Raw genomic sequence first — 19,138 nt, forward strand, 5'->3', positions numbered from 1 at the left:
AAAAGCCTCCAAAGCAACGAAAATGGCCGCCCTCAATCCTCACAACAAGCCTCCCGCAATATTGCGCAACGGGCCCCTTGCGGGAGAAGGAAGAAGCGCCACCCTCCGCCTTGCCAAACTCCGCTCCGCTGCTATTCTTGCTGCTAAAATAATTTCACGCACAGGCAAACTTGTTTCTCGAACCGCAAGGCTGAAATGAGCCAGTCGCCCTACCCCGCCGTGACAGCCGGACCGCCCAGGCCAAGCCTCATCCTGAGGCCGGGCCAGATCGCGCTGCCGGCCGGCATGGAGCGCTATACCGTACAGGGCAATGGTGCGGTGCTGATCGAGGTCGAGGCCGGCGATACGATCACGGTACGCAATGTCGAGGGCGGCCAGGCCTGCGAGTTGCTGGCCTGGGACAAGTCGGGCGTCACCGACCCCGACATTCTCGGTGACAAATCCAATAGTAGTGCCGCCGGCATCAAGGCACTGCTCACCGAAGACGACGACAGTCTTTCGGCTGTGCGCCGCGGCCTCGAACGCCGTCAGGTTCAGCTCGACAAGGCCAAGGCTGTGCGCGTATTTGGCGGCACCACTCCGGCCGGTGCCGAGCAGGCATTCGCGATAGCGCGCGATGGTGCGATGCTGATTGCCGCGCCCGGCGGGCCGATGCTGGTCGACGGCCATGACACGGCGACGCCGCTCAGCGTCATCGTGCGGCGCAACACAATCCGCCTGAAAACAGAATCCCGGCTTGCCGATCCACTGGCCGATCCGGTGCTCGATCTGCGCGTCCATTCGGCGACGGCGGAGTCCTATTTCGTCAAGGCGGGCGACTATCTGCAGATCATCGATGTCGACGGGCGCCAGTGCACCGACTTCCAGTGTTTTTCGGCGCGCAAGCTGGACAAGGGGCTCGACCATCCGCTCGACGTCACGACGACGCGCACGCTGATGGGCGCGAGCTATCCGATGCCCGGCCTGCATTCGAAATACTACGACCAGGACATGGAGCCGCTGGTCGAGGTGGTGCAGGACACGTGCGGCCGGCACGACGCCTTCGCGCTCGCCTGTGCGGCGAAGTATTACGACGACATCGGCTATCCCGGCCACACCAACTGCTCGGAGAATTTCAACCGCGCGCTCACCGGCAAGGGCGTCAATCCCCGCGCCGGCTGGATGGCGATCAACTTTTTCTTCAACACGGCGATCGACGCTCATGGCGTCATGGTGTCGGACGAGCCATGGTCGCGAGCCGGCGACTATGTTCTGCTCAGGGCGCTCACCGACATCGTCTGCGTCTCCTCCGCATGTCCTGACGACACGACGCCGGCCAATGGCTGGGACCTGACCGACATCCATGTGCGGACCTATTCCGGCCAGCATAGATTCTCGCGAGCGATCGCCAGACGCATGACGCCCGATTCGGAACCCAAAATGACCCGCGAGACAGCTTTTCATTCGAGCTTTGCCAAACACACGCGCGACTTCGTCGAGTACAGGGGCTATTGGCTGGCCAACTCGTTCGCCAAAGAAGGGCCTATCGCCGAATACTGGGCCTGCCGGCAGGATGCGGTGATCATGGACCTGTCGCCGCTTCGCAAATTCGAGGTCACCGGTCCGGATGCCGAAGCGCTGCTGCAATACACGCTGACGCGTGACGTCAAGAAGCTCGGCGTCGGCCAAGTCGTCTACTCCGCCATGTGCTACGAGCATGGCGGCATGATCGACGACGGCACGCTGCTCAGGCTCGGCAAGGACAATTTCCGCTGGATCGGCGGCGACGATCTCTCCGGCGAATGGCTGCGCGAGACGGCAACAAAGCTCGGCCTCAACGTGTTGGTGCGCTCGTCCACCGACCAGATGCACAACATCGCCGTACAAGGGCCAAAGAGCCGCGACATCCTGAAACAGGTGATCTGGACCTCCCCGCTGCAGCCCTCGATCGAGGAACTCGAATGGTTCCGCTTCGCGGTCGCCAGGATCGGCGGCGGCAATGGCATTCCCATCGTCGTCTCGCGCACCGGCTATACCGGCGAACTCGGGTACGAGATCTGGTGCCATCCGCGCGACGCCGAAAAGGTGTTCGACGCCATCTGGGAAGCCGGCCAGCCGCATGGGCTGAAGCCGATGGGACTACAGGCGCTCGACATGGTGCGCATCGAGGCCGGGCTCATCTTCGCCGGTTACGAGTTTTCCGACCAGACCGATCCGTTCGAGGCGGGCATCGGCTTTACCGTGCCGCTGAAGACCAAGACCGACGATTTCATCGGCCGCGAGGCGCTGATCCGGCGCAAGGACCATCCTCAGACGAAGCTGGTCGGCCTCGACATAGACAGCAATGTCGCCGTCGGCCATGGCGACTGCGTCCATATCGGCCGCGCCCAGATCGGCGTCGTCACGTCGGGCATGCGCTCGCCGGTGCTGAACAAAAACATCGCGCTGGCGCGGCTCGACGTCACCCACGCGGCAATCGGCACGGAGGTCGAGATCGGCAAGCTCGATGGTCATGCCAAGCGGCTGCCGGCCCGGGTCGTCGCCTTTGCCCACTACGATCCGCAAAAGACCAAACCACGTTCCTGACGACTGCCCTTTTTGGGCTCTCAAAGCGCCCGCCGGCCACCCCACCGGACGCTTTTTCATCCGCGCGCGCAAGCGTGATGTGCATGGTTTCACAAATCGCTTGACGTGAAAGCGCGCCGGATCAATCTTCACTGTTAAGAAAAAAATACGACTGAGTGGAAACACTGCGGCCGGAACGATCATTTGCCGGGGAGCAAGCTTCGCGTAGCCGAGGCATCGCTGGCGGGGAACATCGAAAAAGGGGAACTCATCGACATGAGCACAATAAGTACGGTCCTGGACCAGCCTGCCGAAAGCAAGCTGCTCAGGCATATCGACTGGCGCGGCGCCTTCTGGGTGGCGAGCGGCGTTCCGGCGCTGGTGCTGTTCTCGATCGGCGGCATTGCCGGCACGACAGGAAAGCTGGCTTTCCTGATCTGGACGGTGTCCATGATCATGGGCTTCCTGCAGTCCTTCACCTATGCGGAGATCGCCGGCCTGTTCCCGAACAAATCCGGCGGCGCCTCGATCTATGGCGCCACCGCCTGGCTGCGCTATTCCAAGTTTATCGCGCCGCTGTCGGTGTGGTGCAACTGGTTCGCCTGGTCGCCGGTGCTGTCGCTCGGCTGCTCGATCGCCGCCGCCTATATCCTTAACGCGCTGGCGCCGGTGCCGCTGTTCACCGAAACTTCGCCCGATGTCGTCGCCTACATCGCCGCGCATACCGGAACGGTTCCCGCCGACGCCATCACCGCGGTGACGGCCGCCGCGACACCAGCGATCCGTAACTGGACGCTGTGGAGCCATACGCTGGGACCGGTCTCGTTCACGCTCAACGCCACCTTCTTCATTGGCGCGGTGCTGATGCTGATCATCTTCTCGATCCAGCATCGCGGCATCCTGGGCACCGCCAGCGTGCAGAAATATATCGGCCTGCTGGTCATCATCCCGATGCTGATCGTCGGCGTGGTGCCGATCTTCACCGGCCAGATCGACTGGTCGAACTTTTCGCCGCTGGTGCCGCTGGCCGCCGCCTACGCGCCCGAACCCGGCTCTTGGAACATCGCCGGCTGGACATTGGCGCTCGGCGGCATGTTCATCGCCGCGTGGTCGACCTATGGCTTCGAAACGGCCGTCTGCTACACGTCGGAGTTCAAGAACCCCGGCACTGATACGTTCAAGGCCATCTTCTATTCCGGCCTGCTCTGCATGCTTTTGTTCATCCTGGTGCCCTTCACTTTTCAGGGGGTGCTGGGCCTGAACGGCATGCTGGCAACGCCGATCGTCGACGGCTCCGGCGTGGCGGATGCACTCGCCGGCATGGTCGGCGGCGGCAAGATCATTCACAGCCTTCTGGTGATGCTGATGATCCTGGCGCTGGTGCTGTGCATCATGACGGCGATGGCCGGCTCCTCGCGCACGCTCTACCAAGGCTCGGTCGACGGCTGGCTGCCGCGTTATCTCAGCCACGTCAACGAGCACGGTGCGCCGACGCGGGCCATGTGGACCGACCTCTGCTTCAACCTGATCGTGCTGGCTATCGCCTCGGCCGACGCGACGAGCTTCTTCTTCATCCTCGCCGTGTCGAACTGCGGCTACATCATCTTCAACTTCCTCAACCTCAATGCCGGCTGGATCCACCGCATCGACAACGGCCATATCGCACGGCCATGGAAAGCGCCTAGCTGGCTGTTGGGGATTGGGGCGATCTTCGCCTATGTCAACGCCATCTTCATGGGCGCAGGCGCCAAGGTTTGGAACCCGATGGCTCTGTGGGCTGGCTTGATCACCGCCGCGCTGATCATCCCGGTGTTCTGCTTCCGCCACTACATCCAGGACAAGGGCAAATTCCCCGACCACATGCTGGCCGATCTCGGCATGAGCTCGGCCGATCTAAAGGTCAGGAAGGCGGGCATGCTGCCCTATCTGACGCTGGTCGCCGGCGTGGCGGTCATGCTCATCGCCAATTGGGTATTCGTCATCTGATGGTCTGACCGCCAAACGGCCCAAGCCACTGTTGCATCAAGGGAAAACCGGCCAGTCGCAAATCGACCGGCCGGTTTTTCTTATTCGGCCGCCAACGCCAGTTGCGGTCGTTCGACGCCTTCGATCTCTGCTGGCGCCTGCTCGTCGGTCCTGGCTTTCTTGGGCTCCCGTCCAAAGAAGAGCGCATACCCCGCCGGCAGCACCAGGATGGTCAGCACAGTGGCGACGAGAATGCCGCCCATCATGGCATAGGCGAGCGGGCCCCAGAACACGCCGCGCGAGATCGGAATCAGTGCCAGCACAGCCGTCATCGCCGTCAGCACGATCGGCCTGAAGCGGCGCACCGCCGAGCCGATGATCGCTTCGGAACGGTCCATGCCCCTGGCGATGTCCTGGTCGATTTGGTCGACCAGGATGATCGAGTTGCGCATGATGATGCCGAGCAGCGCGATGACGCCGAGGATGGCGACGAAGCCGAACGGCGCACCGCTGATCAGCAAAGCGGCGGCCGCACCGATGATACCGAGCGGGCCGGTCGCCAGCACCAGCATCGCCTTGCCGAAATTCTGCAGCTGGATCATCAGGAGCACGACGATGACGGCCAGCATGATCGGCGCCTTGGCGGCGATGGAAGCCTGGCTTTCGGCCGAATCCTCGGCCCCGCCCTGGATCTCGATCTTGTAGCCGGGCGCCAGGCCGTCGCGCAGGCCCTGCATGTCTTTGTACATCTTGGTGACGACGTCGTTGGACTGCACGCCGTCGGGTAGTGTGGCGCGCACGCTGATCGTCGGCAGGCGGTCGCGGCGCCACTCTATGCCTTGCTCCAGCACAGGCACCACCTTGGCGACCTGCGACAGCGGCACGAAGCCGCCGAAGTCGGTCGGGATATAGACCGAGTCGACCGAGGACAGCAGGCTGCGGCTGGCATCCGGCTCGCGGGCGACGATGGATACCGTCTCCTCGCCGTCGCGGAAATCGTCGAGCGGCGCGCCGGACATCGCGGCCTGCAGCATTTGGCGGATGCGCTGCGAGGTGACGCCGAGCGCACGGGCGCGATCCTGGTCGATGACCAGTTTCATCGCCGGAACGGGCTCCAGCCAGTCGTCATGGACGGCGCCGAGCAGCGGATCCTGCCGGAACTTCGCCTTCACCTGGTCGGCGATGCGGCGCACCTCCTGGCGGTCCGGACCCATGACACGCATCTGCACCGGCCAGCCGGTTGGCGGTCCGAGGAACAGGCGATCGACCTTGGCACGAATCGATGGGAAATCCTGCGCCAGAACCGTGCGCAGCTTGACGATCAGCCGCTCGCGCGCCGGCTCGTCATTGGCCATGACAAGCAACTGGGCGAAGTTCGGGTTGCGCAGTTGCTGGTCGAGCGGCAGGAAGAAGCGCGGGGCGCCCTCGCCGATATAGGTGGCGATGAAACGCTTGTCCTTGTCGTCCATCATCTTGGCTTCCAGGGCCTTGGCCTGCGTCTCGACCTCCTTGATGCTGGTGCCTTCCGGCAGCCAGAGGTCGACGAGGATTTCCGGCCGCGACGATTGCGGGAAGAAATTCTGCGGGATGAACTGGAACGCCCACAGGCTGGTGCCGAAAGTCACCAGCGTCATCACCAGGACGATGATGCGATGGCGCACGGCCCAACCGACCGTGGCACGCAGCCGACGATAGAAGCTCGTGTCGAAGGCGTCGTGATGGCTGCCGGCATGCTTGCGCTGCTTGAGGATCATATAGCCGAGCCACGGCGTGAAATAGACCGCCACGAACCACGACACGATCAGCGCGATGCCGACGACATAGAACAGGGTGCGCACATATTCGCCAGCCGTCGAAGCGGCAAAGCCGACAGGGATGAAGCCGGCGGTGGTGATCAGCGTGCCGGTCAGCATCGGGAAGGCGGTCGAGGAATAGGCGAAGCTCGCCGCCTCGATCTTGACCAGCCCCTCCTCGAGCTTGCGCTCCATCATCTCGACGACGATCATGGCGTCGTCGACGAGCAGGCCGAGCGCGATGATCAGCGCGCCCAGCGAAATGCGCTGCAGGTCGATGCCGATCTCGTACATGATGGCGAAGGTGGCGGCGAGCACCAGCGGTATGGCGATGGCGATCACCAGGCCCGAGCGCCAGCCGATCGACAGGAACGAGACGACGAGCACGATCAGCAGCGCTTCGCCGAGCGCATGCATGAATTCGGCTACCGCGTCCGTGACGACGCCCGGCTGGTCGGAAATCTGGTCGACCGAAACGCCATAGGGCAGCGCTTCCTCGAAGTGCTTGTAGGTCGCCTCGACATCCTTGCCGACGTCGGTGACTTTAAAACCCTTGGCCATGACGACGCCAAGCTGCACGCTGTCGTGACCATTGAAGCGGTATTTGCGCTGGAAGGGGTCTTCCAGCCCCGAAGTGACGGTGGCGATGTCGCCAAGCCGGGTGACCTGGCCGCCGGCACGCAGGCGCAGTTCACGGATGTCGGCGGCCTTGGCGACATCGCCTTCGACCGAAATGCGCACCGAATTTACGCCGGTGTCGACGGAACCAGCAGGGTCGACATTGTTCTGGCCCTTGATCGCGTTCTGCACGTCGGTCAGCGTCAGGCCGCGTTCGGCCAGCGCCTTGGACGAGACATCGATGTAGAGCTTTTCCGGCTGGTCGCCGATGATGACCGCCTTTTCGACGCCGGGCGTCGTCAACAGCATATCACGCGCCTGGATGGCGAACTTCTTCAGCTCGGGATAGGAGAAGCCGTCGCCGCTGATCGAATGCAGCGTGATGAAGGTGTCACCGAATTCGTCGTTGAAATAGGGGCCGAGCAGACCCTGCGGCAGGTCGCCCGATATGTCGCCGACCTTCTTGCGCACCTGATAGAAAGCATCGGTCACTTCGGCGGCGTTGGCGTCACCCTTGATCTGGACGGTGATGATGGCGCTGCCGGCGCGGGTGAAGGAACGCACGAAGTCGAGATGCGGCGTCTCCTGCAGCTTGCGCTCGATCTTGTTGACGACCTGGTCTTCCATCTCCTGGATCGAGGAGCCCGGCCAAATCGCCTGCACGACCATGACGCGGAAGGTGAAGTCGGGATCTTCCTTCTGGCCCATGCGCATCAGGCCGAGCGCGCCGGCGATGATGATCAGCCCGAACAGGAAGCGCGCGATCGAAGGATGGCCGATTGCCCAACGAGAGAGATTGAAGGGCCGCTTTTCTTCAGTGGAGGTCGTCATCGGTGGTGGTCCACTTTGCTTGGTTGCCGGCGCCCTGGTGCTTCGAGGAAGGTGCTACGAAGAAGCGCGGCGCGCGAAACGAAATCATCTGCGTTCGATACTGGTTTCCGGGCGGCGTCGCTCTTCGAGCGGAGAGACACTCATCGCGGTGGGACGCGAGGGTCGATGCGGGGGTACATCGGCCTTGACGTCTCGACCTTTCGGGCACGCCGCCCGGAAACCTGCGGCCGCGGGAACGCGCGGCCGACCTGTCTGTCGTCAGCGCAGCTGGCTGGCGTCCCCGCCCTCGGCCGAGGCGGACTGCTGTGTGATGCCGCCGGCGAGTTTCACCTTCAGGTCCTCGGTCATGAACTGCGTACCGGCGGCGACCACGATATCGCCCGGTTTCAATCCCTCCGCGACACGCACGCCATCGGCGGCGAACTTGGCGACCTTGACCGGACGGGCATGAACCGTGTCGGCGCCACGATCGACCGTCCAGACGATCGACTGGCTGTCTTTCTCGGCGAGCGCGCTCAGCGGGATGGACACGAGCTGCTTTTCATTAGCCGCCGACGCCTCGATATTGGCGGTCATGCCGAGCAGCACGCGCGGGTCGTTGGGCAGGCTGACGCGGACGGCAAAGGTGCGCGACTGCGGATCGGCGCTGCCGGCGACCTCGCGAACCTTGCCGTCGAGCGCCAGAGCGGCATCGGACCAGAAGCCCGCCTTGACGTCCTTGCCCGGCTTGAACTGCGCGATCTCCATTTCGGGAACCGCGATCAGCACTTCCTTTTCGCCATCGACCGCGACGGTGACCACCGGCGTGCCCGACCCGACCACCTGGCCGACATCGGCGTTGACCGCCGTGACGATGCCGTCCCTGTCGGCCTTGAGGTCGGTATAGCCGACCTGGTTCCTGGCCTGGGCAAGCGTCGAACGGGCAGAGTCGCGCGTGGCGACGGCCTGGTCATAGGTCAGCGTTGCCTGTTCGAGCTGCGATTTCGGCGCGAAGTTCTTGGCGAAAAGCTGCTCGGCGCGCTTGCGTGCGAGTTCGACGGTCTCGACCTGCCGTTCGGAGGCATCCAGCGCGGCCTGCGCGCTCTTGACCGACAGGTCATAGTCGGAGGGATCGATGCGGGCCAGCACATCGCCAGGCACCACGCGCTGGCCGATGTCGACGAGACGCTCGGTGATCTTGCCGTTGACCCGGAAACCCAGCGTGCTCTCGGTGCGGGCGCGCACCGATCCGGAATAGGACAGCGTGCGGGTGTCATGGGCCTGGGCGATCTCGACGACCTTGACCGGGCGAATGATGTCCTTCACCTCCGCTTTTTCCTGCGAGCAGCCGGCGAGCCCAAGCGATGCGACGATCAGGCCGGCAGCTGGCAGCTTGCGAAGGATGGAACTGGGCAAAAACATCTTGATACTCCCGACTGGAGACGGACTGTCGACACCGGCACCGGCTGGCGGCGGCTATTTCAAGGCTCTGATTGCGTAATCGATGAGTTCGTCGGGCATCGCCCGATTGGTCTTGGCGAGGCACTGCGCCACCATCTGCGGATGGCACAGGATGACGGTGGCGGCACCGAAACAGCGCGACGCGGTCACCGGGTCCTGTTTCCTGAACTCGCCGGCCTCGATGCCCTCGCGGATCACCTCGGCGAAGAGATCGTGGATGCTGTCGACATGCTTGTCGATGACGCCCCAGTCGCGCTCGAGGGCGACGATGACCATCTCGTGGACCTTCTGGTCGTCGAGCATGACCTCCATTGTCATCTTGTACTGCGCATGCACGTAACGCCGCAGCCGCTCCTCGGCGCTGGCCGGCAGGTGCATGATCTCGTAGGCCATCTTGTAGCTGGCGCCGAGCATCCGGCCACAGACGGCCTGGTGGATTTCGACTTTGGAGGCAAAGAAACGGTAGATGTTGGCTGGCGACATGCCGAGTTCGCGGGCAATGTCGGCGACATTGGTCTTGCCGTAGCCATAGTGGCGGAACAGGCGCTCGGCGCAATCGAGAATGCGCGTCACATTTTCCTGTCGGGCGACGTCGGCGACGATGTTGGCGGCTTCGGACATAGCTCTCTGTCAAATAACGAGTGACGAATTTCGATTTTCATCACTCGTAAATCGAAAAGAGCGCTGTGTCAACGCGGATTCGATGTACGCGTACGATTGGTGACAGATGGTGACATCCCATAGACGTCACAAGGCGCCCTCAGGATGCGGGCCACTGAAAATAATTCTCTCGAAAGGCCGCCGGAGGGCTTCAGGCGACCTTGGCCATTTCCCGCAGCCGGAATTTCTGGATCTTGCCGGTCGAGGTCTTCGGTATCTCGGCGAAGATCACCGCTTTCGGCACTTTGAAGCGGGCAAGCAGCGTCCGGCAGTGCTCGATGATCTCTGCCTCGCTCGCCACCTTGCCCGGTTTCAGCTCGACATAGGCGACAGGCACCTCGCCCCATTTGTCGTCATGGCGCGCCACGACGCCGCAGGAGGCGACGGCGGGATGCTTGTAGAGCGCGTCCTCGACCTCGATCGAGGAAATGTTCTCGCCACCGGAGATGATGATGTCCTTGGAGCGGTCCTTGAGCTGGATATAGCCGTCGGGGTGCATGACGCCGAGATCACCGGAGTGGAACCAGCCGCCGGCGAAAGCCTCGTCGGTCGCCTTGCGGTTCTTCAGATAGCCCTTCATGACGATGTTGCCCCGGAACATGACCTCGCCGATGGTCTCGCCGTCGGCGGGCGTCTCGGCCATGGTCTCTGGGTCCATCACCGTCAGGCCTTCGAGCGCGGCGTAGCGCACGCCCTGCCGTGCCTTCTTGCCCGCCCTCGCCCCTTTGTCGAGCGCGTCCCAGCCATTATGCCATTCGTTGACGACAGCCGGACCATACGTTTCGGTCAATCCGTAGAGATGGGTGACGGCAAAGCCGGCATCGGCCATCCCCGACAGCACGGCTTCGGGCGGCGGCGCGGCAGCCGTGTTGAAGGTGACGGTCTGCGCAAATGCGCGCTTGTCCTCCTCCCTGGCATTGATCAGCACCGACATGACGACCGGCGCCCCGCACAGATGCGTGACGCCGTGGTCCGCGATGGCGTCATAGATCGGCTTCGGCCGCACCCAGCGCAGGCAGACATGCGTGCCGGCCTGGACCGCGACCGTCCAGGGAAAACACCAGCCATTGCAATGGAACATCGGCAGCGTCCAGAGATAGACCGCGTGCTTGGCCATGCCGGCATGGATGGTGTTGGTGTAGGCCATCAGCGCGGCACCACGGTGATGGTAGACGACGCCCTTGGGATTGCCTGTCGTGCCCGACGTGTAGTTGAGCGAGATCGCGTCCCATTCGTCGTCCGGCATCGACCAGGCGAATTCCTCGTCGCCATTGGCGACGAAGGCCTCATAGTCCACCGTGCCGACCCGCTCGCCTTTCGGATAGGGCGCATCAGCGGCGTAATCGGGATCGTCGTAGTCGATGACCAGCGGCTTGACCTTGGCCAGATCGAGCGCCTCTCGCACGACTCCGGAGAACTCGCGATCGACGATCAGCACCTTGGTCTCGGCATGATCGAGCTGGAAGGCGATGACCGCGGCGTCGAGGCGCGTATTGAGCGAGTGCAGAACCGCTTTGGTCATCGGCACGCCGAAATGCGCCTCCAGCATCGGCGGCGTGTTCGACAGCATGACCGTCACCGTATCGCCCTTGCCGATGCCGTGCTTGTGCAGCGCCGAAGCGAGCTTCAGCGAGCGGCGCCAGAAATCACGATAGCTGATGCGCTGGCCGCCATGGATGATGGCGACGTGGTCGGGATAAGTCTTTGCAGCGCGCTCCAGATAGGTGAGCGGCGTCAGCGGCTGGTGGTTGGCGGCGTTCCTGTCGAGATCCTGTTCGTAGGGACTGGCCATCCCGTTCTCCCCAAAGTCTTTTCGAGCTTTCTAACCTTAGGCTCGTCGTCACGCTATCCCCCAGAAGGGCTGAGAATGCTATACTGCGCCGACTTGCTGGAACGGTGATCTCGATTGCGCCGCGCCGGCAGAAGATCCCTCCCTGCTCATCCAGATTTGACTTTTGTCGAGAGCCGTGACTAATGTCAGCCAAGGAGGCGGCATGGCGATCCGACCGGCAGAACAGCTCATCCACAAGGCGGCCTGGCTTTACTATGCCCATGGGCTTCGCCAAGACGAAGTGGCCAATCAGCTCAACATTTCGCGCGCTTCCGTCGCCATGTATCTGCGCAAGGCGCGCGAGACAGGCATCGTCAACATCTCGACCTCGACGCAGCTCTTCACCGACGACATCATGGCGCGCAGGCTGGAAGATGCCCTGAAGCTCGACGCCGTCTGGATCGCGCCGGAAAACGCCTACCTCGCCGATCCCTCGACCGATATCGCGGTGCTGGCGGCAAGCGTCTTCCTGGAACTCGTCAGGAAGGGCGACCGCATCGGCGTCGCCTGGGGCCGCACCGTCTACACCATCGCCGACATCATGTCCTATGCCGACCTGCAGGACGTCACCGTGGTGCAGCTCTGTGGCAATCTCGGCGCGCCCTATTCCTACCGGCCCGACCAGTGCACCATGGAAATCGCGCGGCGGCTCAATGCCAAGGGCCTCAATTTCTACGCGCCTCTGGTGCTGTCGACCGAGGAACTGGCGCAAGGCCTGCGCGCCGAGCCCGTGATCCGTGATCAGCTTGCCGGGATCAGCGACTGCGATCTTGCGCTCTACTCCATCGGCGCGGTCGATGCCGACAGCCACCTGGTGAAGTGCGGTGCGCTGACGGCAGCCGAGATGGCGGCACTGCGCAAGGAAGGTGCCGCCGGTGTCATTGCCGGGCAGATCATCGATGCCGGTGGCGAGTTGCTCGACTGCAGCTACAACCGGCGGGTCATCTCGGCGGGGCTTGCTTCACTGCGCGTCATCGGGAAGCGGCTGATGGTCGTGCAGGAAGACAGCAAGTTCGAGCCGCTGCTCGCAGCAATCGCCGGCGGCCTCTGCACGCATCTGGTGGTCGGCGCGCATATGGCGCAGCGGCTGCTCGATCATGCCGGAGCGTCAGCAGAAAAGGCATCCTGAAAACCAACCCTTTGCCGACGCATTGTCATCAAGGCGTCGCGGCATTCCTGTTTCACCATCAAAAACAGCAACTGGACGAAGCGAACATGAAGAACCTGTGGAACGACGACGCGGCTGAAAAACTCGTTGCCGACTATGCGAAGAAGGGCGTCGGCCACGACCTGGCCTTGCGTGTCTACACGACGCGGCTTCTGGGCGGCGTGCCACAGCTGGTCCTGCATGGCGGCGGCAACACCTCCTGCAAGATCAAGGCGACCGACCTCGTCGGCGACGAGTGGGACGTGCTGTGCGTCAAGGGCAGCGGCTGGGACATGGCCGTCATCGAGCCGCAGGGCCTGCCCGCCGTCAAGATGGGCGCCCTGCTCAAGGCGCGCAAGCTGGACAGGCTTTCCGACGAGGACATGGTCGCCCTGCAGCGGGCAAACCTGATCGACCCCGCCTCGCCCAACCCATCGGTCGAGACCCTGCTGCATGCCTTCCTGCCGCACAAATTCGTCGACCACACCCATTCGACCGCCATCCTGGCCATTGTCGATCAGGAAGACAGCAAACCGCTGGTGGCAAAGGTGTTCGGAGCAAAGATGGGCTACGTGCCCTACATCATGCCAGGCTTCGACCTCGCCAAGGCGGCGGCCGACGTCTTCGACGCCGACCCTGCGGTAGAAGGCCTGATCCTCGACAAGCATGGCATCTTCACTTTCGGCGACGATGCCAGGCAGGCCTATGACCGGATGATCCACTATGTGAACGTCGCCGAGGACTATGTGGCCAAGCACGCCAAGCCGCAGCCGGCCAAGGCGGCATTGCCGGCCAGGCTCGCGTCACCGGCGGTGGTCGCGCCCATGCTGCGCGGCGCTGTCGCGGCGCCACGCGGCGAAGGCCGCTTCGACCGCATGATCAGCGATTTCCGTACCTCGGACGCGATCGTCGATTTCATCAATTCGGCAGAGATCGCCGACTATGCACAACGTGGCGTGTCGACGCCGGATCTGTCGATCCGCATCAAGACCGGACCGATGGCGGTGCCGGCGCCCGACGCCGACAAGGTCGGTGACTACAAGGCGGTGATCAAGAGCCATGTCGATGCCTTCGCCAAGGATTATCGTGCCTATTTCGAGACCAATGACGCGCTCGACGACGTCAAGCGCACCATGCTCGATCCCATGCCGCGGCTGACGCTGGTGCCGGGGCTCGGCATGTTCGGTCATGGCCGCACATTGAAGGACGCCAGGATCGCATCGGACGTCGGCGAGATGTGGATCGAGGCCGTGCGCGGCGCCGAGGCGGTCGGGCGTTTCCACCCATTGTCCAAGGCCGAGCTGTTCCCGCTCGAATACTGGTCGCTGGAACAGGCCAAGCTTGCCTCCAACAAGCCGAAGCCACTCACCGGACAGGTGGTGCTGATCACCGGTGGCGCCGGTGCGATTGGTGCGGCGACCGCAAAACTTTTCGCCGACAATGGCGCTCATGCCGTCGTCGTCGATCTCGACGCCGAAAAGGCCGCTGATGCCGCTGGGAAAGCCGGCAACAATTCGATCGGCGTTGGCGCCGACATCACCGACCCGGACCAGATGCGCGCCGCATTCGACAAGGCGATCGCCGTGTTCGGCGGCGTCGACATATTGGTGTCCAACGCGGGCGCCGCATGGGAGGGCCGCATCGGCGAGCTTGACGATGCGCTGCTGCGCAAGAGCTTCGAGCTCAATTTCTTCGCCCACCAGTCGGCGGCGCAGAACGCCGTGCGCATCATGCTCGAACAGGGCACCGGCGGCGCTCTCTTGTTCAACACCTCCAAGCAGGCGGTCAACCCCGGCCCGAAGTTCGGCGCCTATGGCGTGCCGAAAGCCGCGACGCTGTTCCTGTCCAGGCAATACGCGCTCGACTACGGCGCCCATGGCATCCGTTCGAATGCTGTCAACGCCGACCGCATCCGCTCGGGTCTTTTGACGGACGCGATGATCGCCAGCCGCTCGGGCGCGCGCGGCGTGTCGGAGAAGGACTACATGTCCGGCAATCTGCTCGGCCAGGAAGTGACGGCGCAGGATGTGGCGCAGGCCTTCCTGCATCACGCCCTGGCCGACCGGACGACCGCGGATGTGACGACAGTCGACGGCGGCAACATTGCCGCGGCGCTGCGGTAGGCTTGCTGCTGAACGATCGCAGCAATCAAAGGCAAACGCCTTGCCTCGGCTGATGAGTTGTTCAAGGATTTGGGGATCTAAGCGTGCCAGTCCCCATTCGCTCCGGGCAATTTCGCCGGGATGTGAAGCGTGTGGAAAGGCGTGGCAAGGACCTGGGCAAGTTGCGCGATCTGTTAGGCTCATCGCCGGACAAGAACTGCCGGTGGCGTACAAGGATCATCCCCTGAAAGGGGACTGGAAAGGCTTTCGTGACGCGCATATCGAACCAGACTGGCTCCTGATCTACCGCGTTGTCGGCGACGAATTGCAGCTTGCCCGTACCGGTTCTCATTCCGACCTGTTCAACGAGTGAACGTCATCGAAAAAGCCGCCCGCAGCGATTTGCTGCAGGGCGGCTTTCATTTCGTCTCAACTCGATAATCAGTGAGAATCTGTGCCGAACGCTACTTCGCGTTGGGGTTCGGCATCCAGGCAGGCATGGCGACGTCGGCGTGGGCGAACTGCGGCAGCTTGGCCGACAGGCCTTCCATGTTCTTGATGTCCTTGTCGATCAGCTCTTTCTGGGTAATCAGCGTCGGCGGCACGATGACGTTGTGGCCGGGATCTTCGCCGGCGAGCAACTGCGCCAGGGCGCGCACCGAGACCTGGCCGACGACGGCCGGGTTGGTCGCGGCGGTCGCCGCCCAGGCACTATCGGGCTCGCGCATCGCCGCGATGTCGGACGTCGAAATGTCGGCCGAATAGATCTTGATCTTCTTGTTCAGGCCGGCTTCGTCGACGGCGATCTTCACGCCCTTGGCGAATTCGTCATAAGGGGCGAACATCACGTTGATGTCGGGGTGCGCCGACAGCACCGAGCGTGCCTGGTTGGCGACGGAGTTGGCGATCGGATTGTCGAGCGTGCCGAACATGGCGGCTTCCTTGATGCCGGCATATTTCTTCTTCACGTCGACCCAGGTCTCGTTGCGGCGGTCGAGCGGCGCGATGCCGGCGACATAGACATAGCCGGCGTTCCAGCTTTCGCCATTGTCCTTGACTGCCTGTTCGAGCGCCAGCCGTGCCAGGTCTTTGTCCGACTGTTCGATTTGCGGGATCTTGGGGTTTTCGACATTGACGTCGAAGGCGACCACCTTGATGCCGGCGTCGACGGCACGCTGGGCGGCGTCCTTCATCGATTCCGTCAGGCCGTGCTGGATGATGATGCCCTGCACGCCGAGCGCAATGGCCTGATCGACCATGTCGGCCTGAAGGGCGGCGTCCTGGCGGCTGTCGAGCACGCGCAGGTCGATGCCGAGCGCCTTCGACTGCGCCTCGACGCCCGACAGATAGGCCTGAAAGAAGTCGCCGGTCGAGAGATAGCGCACCAGCGCGATCTTGACGCCGGGCTTGTCGAACGGCGCCGGCTTATCGGCGGCCAATGCCGGGACCTGCATCAGCATGGTTGCGCCGGCCAGCCCGAGCGCCACTTTCCCCAGAAGTCTTCTTGTGATGTTCACCTTGTTTTCCTCCACTTTTGTTGAACCCAAAATCCTATCCGGCCGAATGCTAGCTCCTGCCCCTGCCCGAAAGGGCAAAGGTGAAGACAAGGGCGACGACCAGAACCACGCCCTTGACGAAATCCTGCGTGTAGTAGGGCGCGTTCATCATCGTCAGGCCCTGCAGCAAGATGCCGACGAACAGCGCGCCGATGGCGGTGCCGAAGGCGTTCGGCTTCGCGGCGCCAAGCACCGCGTAGCCGATCAGCGCCGCGGCAACCGCATCGAGCAGCAGATTATTACCCGAGGCGATGTCGCCGCGTCCAAGCCGGGCGGCGAGCAAAATGCCGCCGATCGAGGCAAAAACTCCTGAAATAACGTAGGCCCAGATCTTGTATGCCTTGACAGGCGCGCCGGCGAGTTCGGCGGCGCGCTCATTGGAGCCGACGGCGTACATCATGCGGCCGAAGCGGGTGTATTCGAGGAAGAACCAGATCAGCACGGCCAGCACCAGAAGCACGACGACCGACACCGGAATGAGGTTCGGGATGAAGAAATCGAAGCGGTGGCGGCCAAGCGCCAGGAAGGCATCGGAGAACTTGCCGTTGGCGACCGAGCCGTCGGGCATGGTCATGCCGGTGGCGATCGAGCGGCCTTCTGTCGGGATGCGCTGCAGGCCGACCAGCAGGAACATCATGCCGAGCGTCGCCAGCAGGTCCGGCACGCGCATGTAGACGATCAGCCAGCCATTGATCAGGCCGACGATGGCGCCGATCAATAGGCATACGATGACCGCCACGAACGCGTTCTGCTCCAGCACCACCATGACATAGGCCGCCGCCATCATGGCCGAGGTCGCGACCGAACCGATCGACAGGTCGAAGCCGCCGACCACCAGGGTGGCAGTAACACCAAGCGCCAGCACGCCGGTGATGGCGACCGACTGGAAGATGAAGACGGCACTTTGCGGCGAGACGAACCCGTCGGCGGCGATCGCGAAATAGGCGACCAATCCGAACAATAGCACGATGAATCCATAGCGGATGGCGTGGTCGCGCAGTGTCATTCCGCGCACCCCGGCGCCACCGCGGTTTTTACCCAACTCCAATCCATGGTTTCTCCAATCCAATTCCATCGGCCGCCACGCTCAGGCAGCGCTGTGCAGCGGTCCGCCCGCGACCTCGGCCAGCAGGCGATCTAGATCGACATCGGCGTTGCGGTGTTCGCCGACGATTGTGTGCTCCGACATCACCAGGATGCGGTCGGCAGTCTCCAGCGCTTCGTCGAGTTCGGTGACGAACAAAAGCGTGGCGCGGCCATTGGCGCTTGCCCTCAGCTTGGCCGCGATGTCGCGCCGGGCCGAAATGTCGACGCCCTGGAACGGCTCGTCGAGGATGAACAGTGCGGCATTCTGGGTCATCCAGCGGGCGACCATCACCTTCTGCTGGTTGCCGCCAGACAATGCCGACATCTCATCCTTCTCGGAGCGGCAGACGATGCCGAGCTGCTCGATCTGCCGGCGCGCGGTGGCGCGTTCGAGGCGGCGCTTGAGCACGCTGAAATTCGACATACGCTTCAGGAAAGGCAAGCTGACATTGCGCTCGATGTTGAAGCCGTCGACAATGCCGCTGGTGGCGCGATCCTTGGCGACGAGGAACACGCCGGCCGCGATCGCGTCGCCCGCCGAGCGCGGCGCGTAAGGCTTGCCGTTCATCGTCATGGTGCCGGCGAGTGGTCGGCGCACGCCGAACAGCGTCTCGGCAAGAGCGGTCTTGCCGACGCCGACGAGACCGGTGACGGCGACGACCTCGCCATCGCCAAGCGTCAGCGAGATCGGCCGGGCGCCCTGCGCGATCCGCAGGCCTTCGATCGTCAGGACCGCCCTGGCGGAACTCCTGGCGACGACACGGTCGAGATGGATCTTGCGGCCGAGCATGGCGTTGACCGCGCCCTCATAGTCGAGCGGCTTGGTGTCAAAGGTGCCCGAGACGACACCGTCGCGCATCGAGACGATGCGGTCCGCAAGCTGCCTGATGTCCGACATGCGGTGCGAGATATAGAGGATCGCCACGCCTTGCTCGCGCAGCCGGTCGACCAGCGCGAACAGCCTGTCGGCTTCGGCGCTGGAGAGCGACGAGGTCGGCTCATCGAGGATCAGCACTTTCGGCTGGTGCGCCAGCGCCCGGGCAATCGCCACCATCTGGCGATCGGCGAGCGAAAGGTCACTGACGCGCGCCTTCAAATCGATATCCAGTCCCATGCGGTCGGCGACCGCCTTGGCTTCGCGGCGCACGCGAGCGGGATTGAACAGGGTCGGCGCGCCTTTGCCGCTCAGCCTGTCGAGGGTGAGATTGGTGGCGACGTCGAGATCGGCGACGACACCATCATTGATGTTCTGGTGCACGGTGACGACACCCGCGCGGATCGCTTCCGCCGGCGTGTTCGGCGCAAAATCCTGCCCGGCAAGCGTCATCGTGCCGCCGCCACGCTCGTAGACGCCGCTGACGATCTTGACGAGGGTGGATTTACCGGCGCCGTTGGCGCCCATCAGCACGGTCACTTCACCGGCATGGAGGTCCAGCGCGATGCCGCCAAGCACCTCGTTGCGGCCAAAGGATTTCCTCAGTCCCTCTACGCGGAACACGGCATTGCCGACCATGCGTTCCTCCCTGACCATGACGCTATGGTCAATATCGGCAATTGTCAACACG

General features: G+C 63.2%; 13 protein-coding genes. 6 read left to right on the plus strand and 7 right to left on the minus strand.

Translation table 11 applies throughout. The features are described 5' to 3' along the window. The 3 genes from FJ492_RS28970 to FJ492_RS16540 all read left to right on the plus strand — a co-directional run. The coding region (locus tag FJ492_RS28970) for a hypothetical protein (RefSeq protein ID WP_210241540.1) at positions 1–199 on the plus strand (199 nt) is incomplete at its 5' end. Then, the gene (locus FJ492_RS16535; protein WP_140770945.1) at positions 196–2,565 is read left to right on the plus strand and encodes an aminomethyltransferase family protein; all 2,370 of its coding nucleotides are present in this window, start codon (positions 196–198) and stop codon (positions 2,563–2,565) included. The genes FJ492_RS28970 and FJ492_RS16535, both read left to right, overlap by 4 nt. Positions 2,566–2,820: 255 nt before the next feature. Further along, positions 2,821–4,530 (plus strand): APC family permease, encoded by a 1,710-nt coding sequence (locus FJ492_RS16540; RefSeq protein WP_140505542.1) that lies wholly within the window; start codon positions 2,821–2,823, stop codon positions 4,528–4,530. A gap of 80 nt (positions 4,531–4,610) precedes the next feature. Here FJ492_RS16540 and FJ492_RS16545 read toward each other — a convergent pair whose 3' ends face one another. From FJ492_RS16545 to FJ492_RS16560, 4 genes are all read right to left on the minus strand, one after another. Then, the gene (locus tag FJ492_RS16545; protein WP_140505544.1) at positions 4,611–7,751 is read right to left on the minus strand and encodes an efflux RND transporter permease subunit; all 3,141 of its coding nucleotides are present in this window, start codon (positions 7,749–7,751) and stop codon (positions 4,611–4,613) included. 258 nt (positions 7,752–8,009) lie between these two features. Then, a complete protein-coding gene (locus FJ492_RS16550) occupies positions 8,010–9,152 on the minus strand; it encodes an efflux RND transporter periplasmic adaptor subunit (protein ID WP_140770947.1) in 1,143 nt (380 codons plus the stop codon). Positions 9,153–9,206: 54 nt separating this feature from the next. Next, positions 9,207–9,812 (minus strand): TetR family transcriptional regulator, encoded by a 606-nt coding sequence (locus FJ492_RS16555; protein ID WP_140505548.1) that lies wholly within the window; start codon positions 9,810–9,812, stop codon positions 9,207–9,209. A gap of 190 nt (positions 9,813–10,002) precedes the next feature. Continuing rightward, positions 10,003–11,643: an acyl-CoA synthetase gene (locus tag FJ492_RS16560; protein ID WP_140770949.1), complete on the minus strand. Its 1,641-nt coding sequence runs from the start codon at positions 11,641–11,643 to the stop codon at positions 10,003–10,005. A gap of 202 nt (positions 11,644–11,845) precedes the next feature. Here FJ492_RS16560 and FJ492_RS16565 point away from each other — a divergent pair, with 202 nt between their 5' ends. The 3 genes from FJ492_RS16565 to FJ492_RS29585 all read left to right on the plus strand — a co-directional run bounded on the left by FJ492_RS16565 (position 11,846) and on the right by FJ492_RS29585 (position 15,304). Then, a complete protein-coding gene (locus tag FJ492_RS16565; RefSeq protein WP_140714682.1) occupies positions 11,846–12,811 on the plus strand; it encodes a sugar-binding transcriptional regulator in 966 nt (321 codons plus the stop codon). Positions 12,812–12,897: 86 nt separating this feature from the next. Then, complete coding sequence (locus FJ492_RS16570; RefSeq protein ID WP_140770951.1) at positions 12,898–14,952, plus strand: bifunctional aldolase/short-chain dehydrogenase; 2,055 nt, start codon at positions 12,898–12,900, stop codon at positions 14,950–14,952. A 202-nt stretch (positions 14,953–15,154) separates the two neighbouring features. Continuing rightward, positions 15,155–15,304: a type II toxin-antitoxin system YafQ family toxin gene (locus FJ492_RS29585; RefSeq protein WP_348640742.1), complete on the plus strand. Its 150-nt coding sequence runs from the start codon at positions 15,155–15,157 to the stop codon at positions 15,302–15,304. Positions 15,305–15,395: 91 nt separating this feature from the next. On the opposite strand, the gene FJ492_RS16580 is transcribed toward FJ492_RS29585, so the two are convergent. The 3 genes from FJ492_RS16580 to FJ492_RS16590 all read right to left on the minus strand — a co-directional run bounded on the left by FJ492_RS16580 (position 15,396) and on the right by FJ492_RS16590 (position 19,086). Further along, the gene (locus FJ492_RS16580) at positions 15,396–16,448 is read right to left on the minus strand and encodes a substrate-binding domain-containing protein (RefSeq protein WP_140770953.1); all 1,053 of its coding nucleotides are present in this window, start codon (positions 16,446–16,448) and stop codon (positions 15,396–15,398) included. 49 nt (positions 16,449–16,497) lie between these two features. After that, the gene (locus FJ492_RS16585) at positions 16,498–17,493 is read right to left on the minus strand and encodes an ABC transporter permease (RefSeq protein WP_140770955.1); all 996 of its coding nucleotides are present in this window, start codon (positions 17,491–17,493) and stop codon (positions 16,498–16,500) included. Between the two features lie 81 nt (positions 17,494–17,574). Then, positions 17,575–19,086, minus strand: coding sequence for a sugar ABC transporter ATP-binding protein (locus FJ492_RS16590; protein WP_140770957.1), 1,512 nt, complete (start codon positions 19,084–19,086; stop codon positions 17,575–17,577). Between the last annotated feature and the right edge of the window lie 52 nt (positions 19,087–19,138).

The sequence above is a fragment of the Mesorhizobium sp. B2-5-4 genome (assembly GCF_006441095.1).
In the GTDB taxonomy this organism is placed as follows: Bacteria; Pseudomonadota; Alphaproteobacteria; order Rhizobiales; family Rhizobiaceae; genus Mesorhizobium; species Mesorhizobium salmacidum.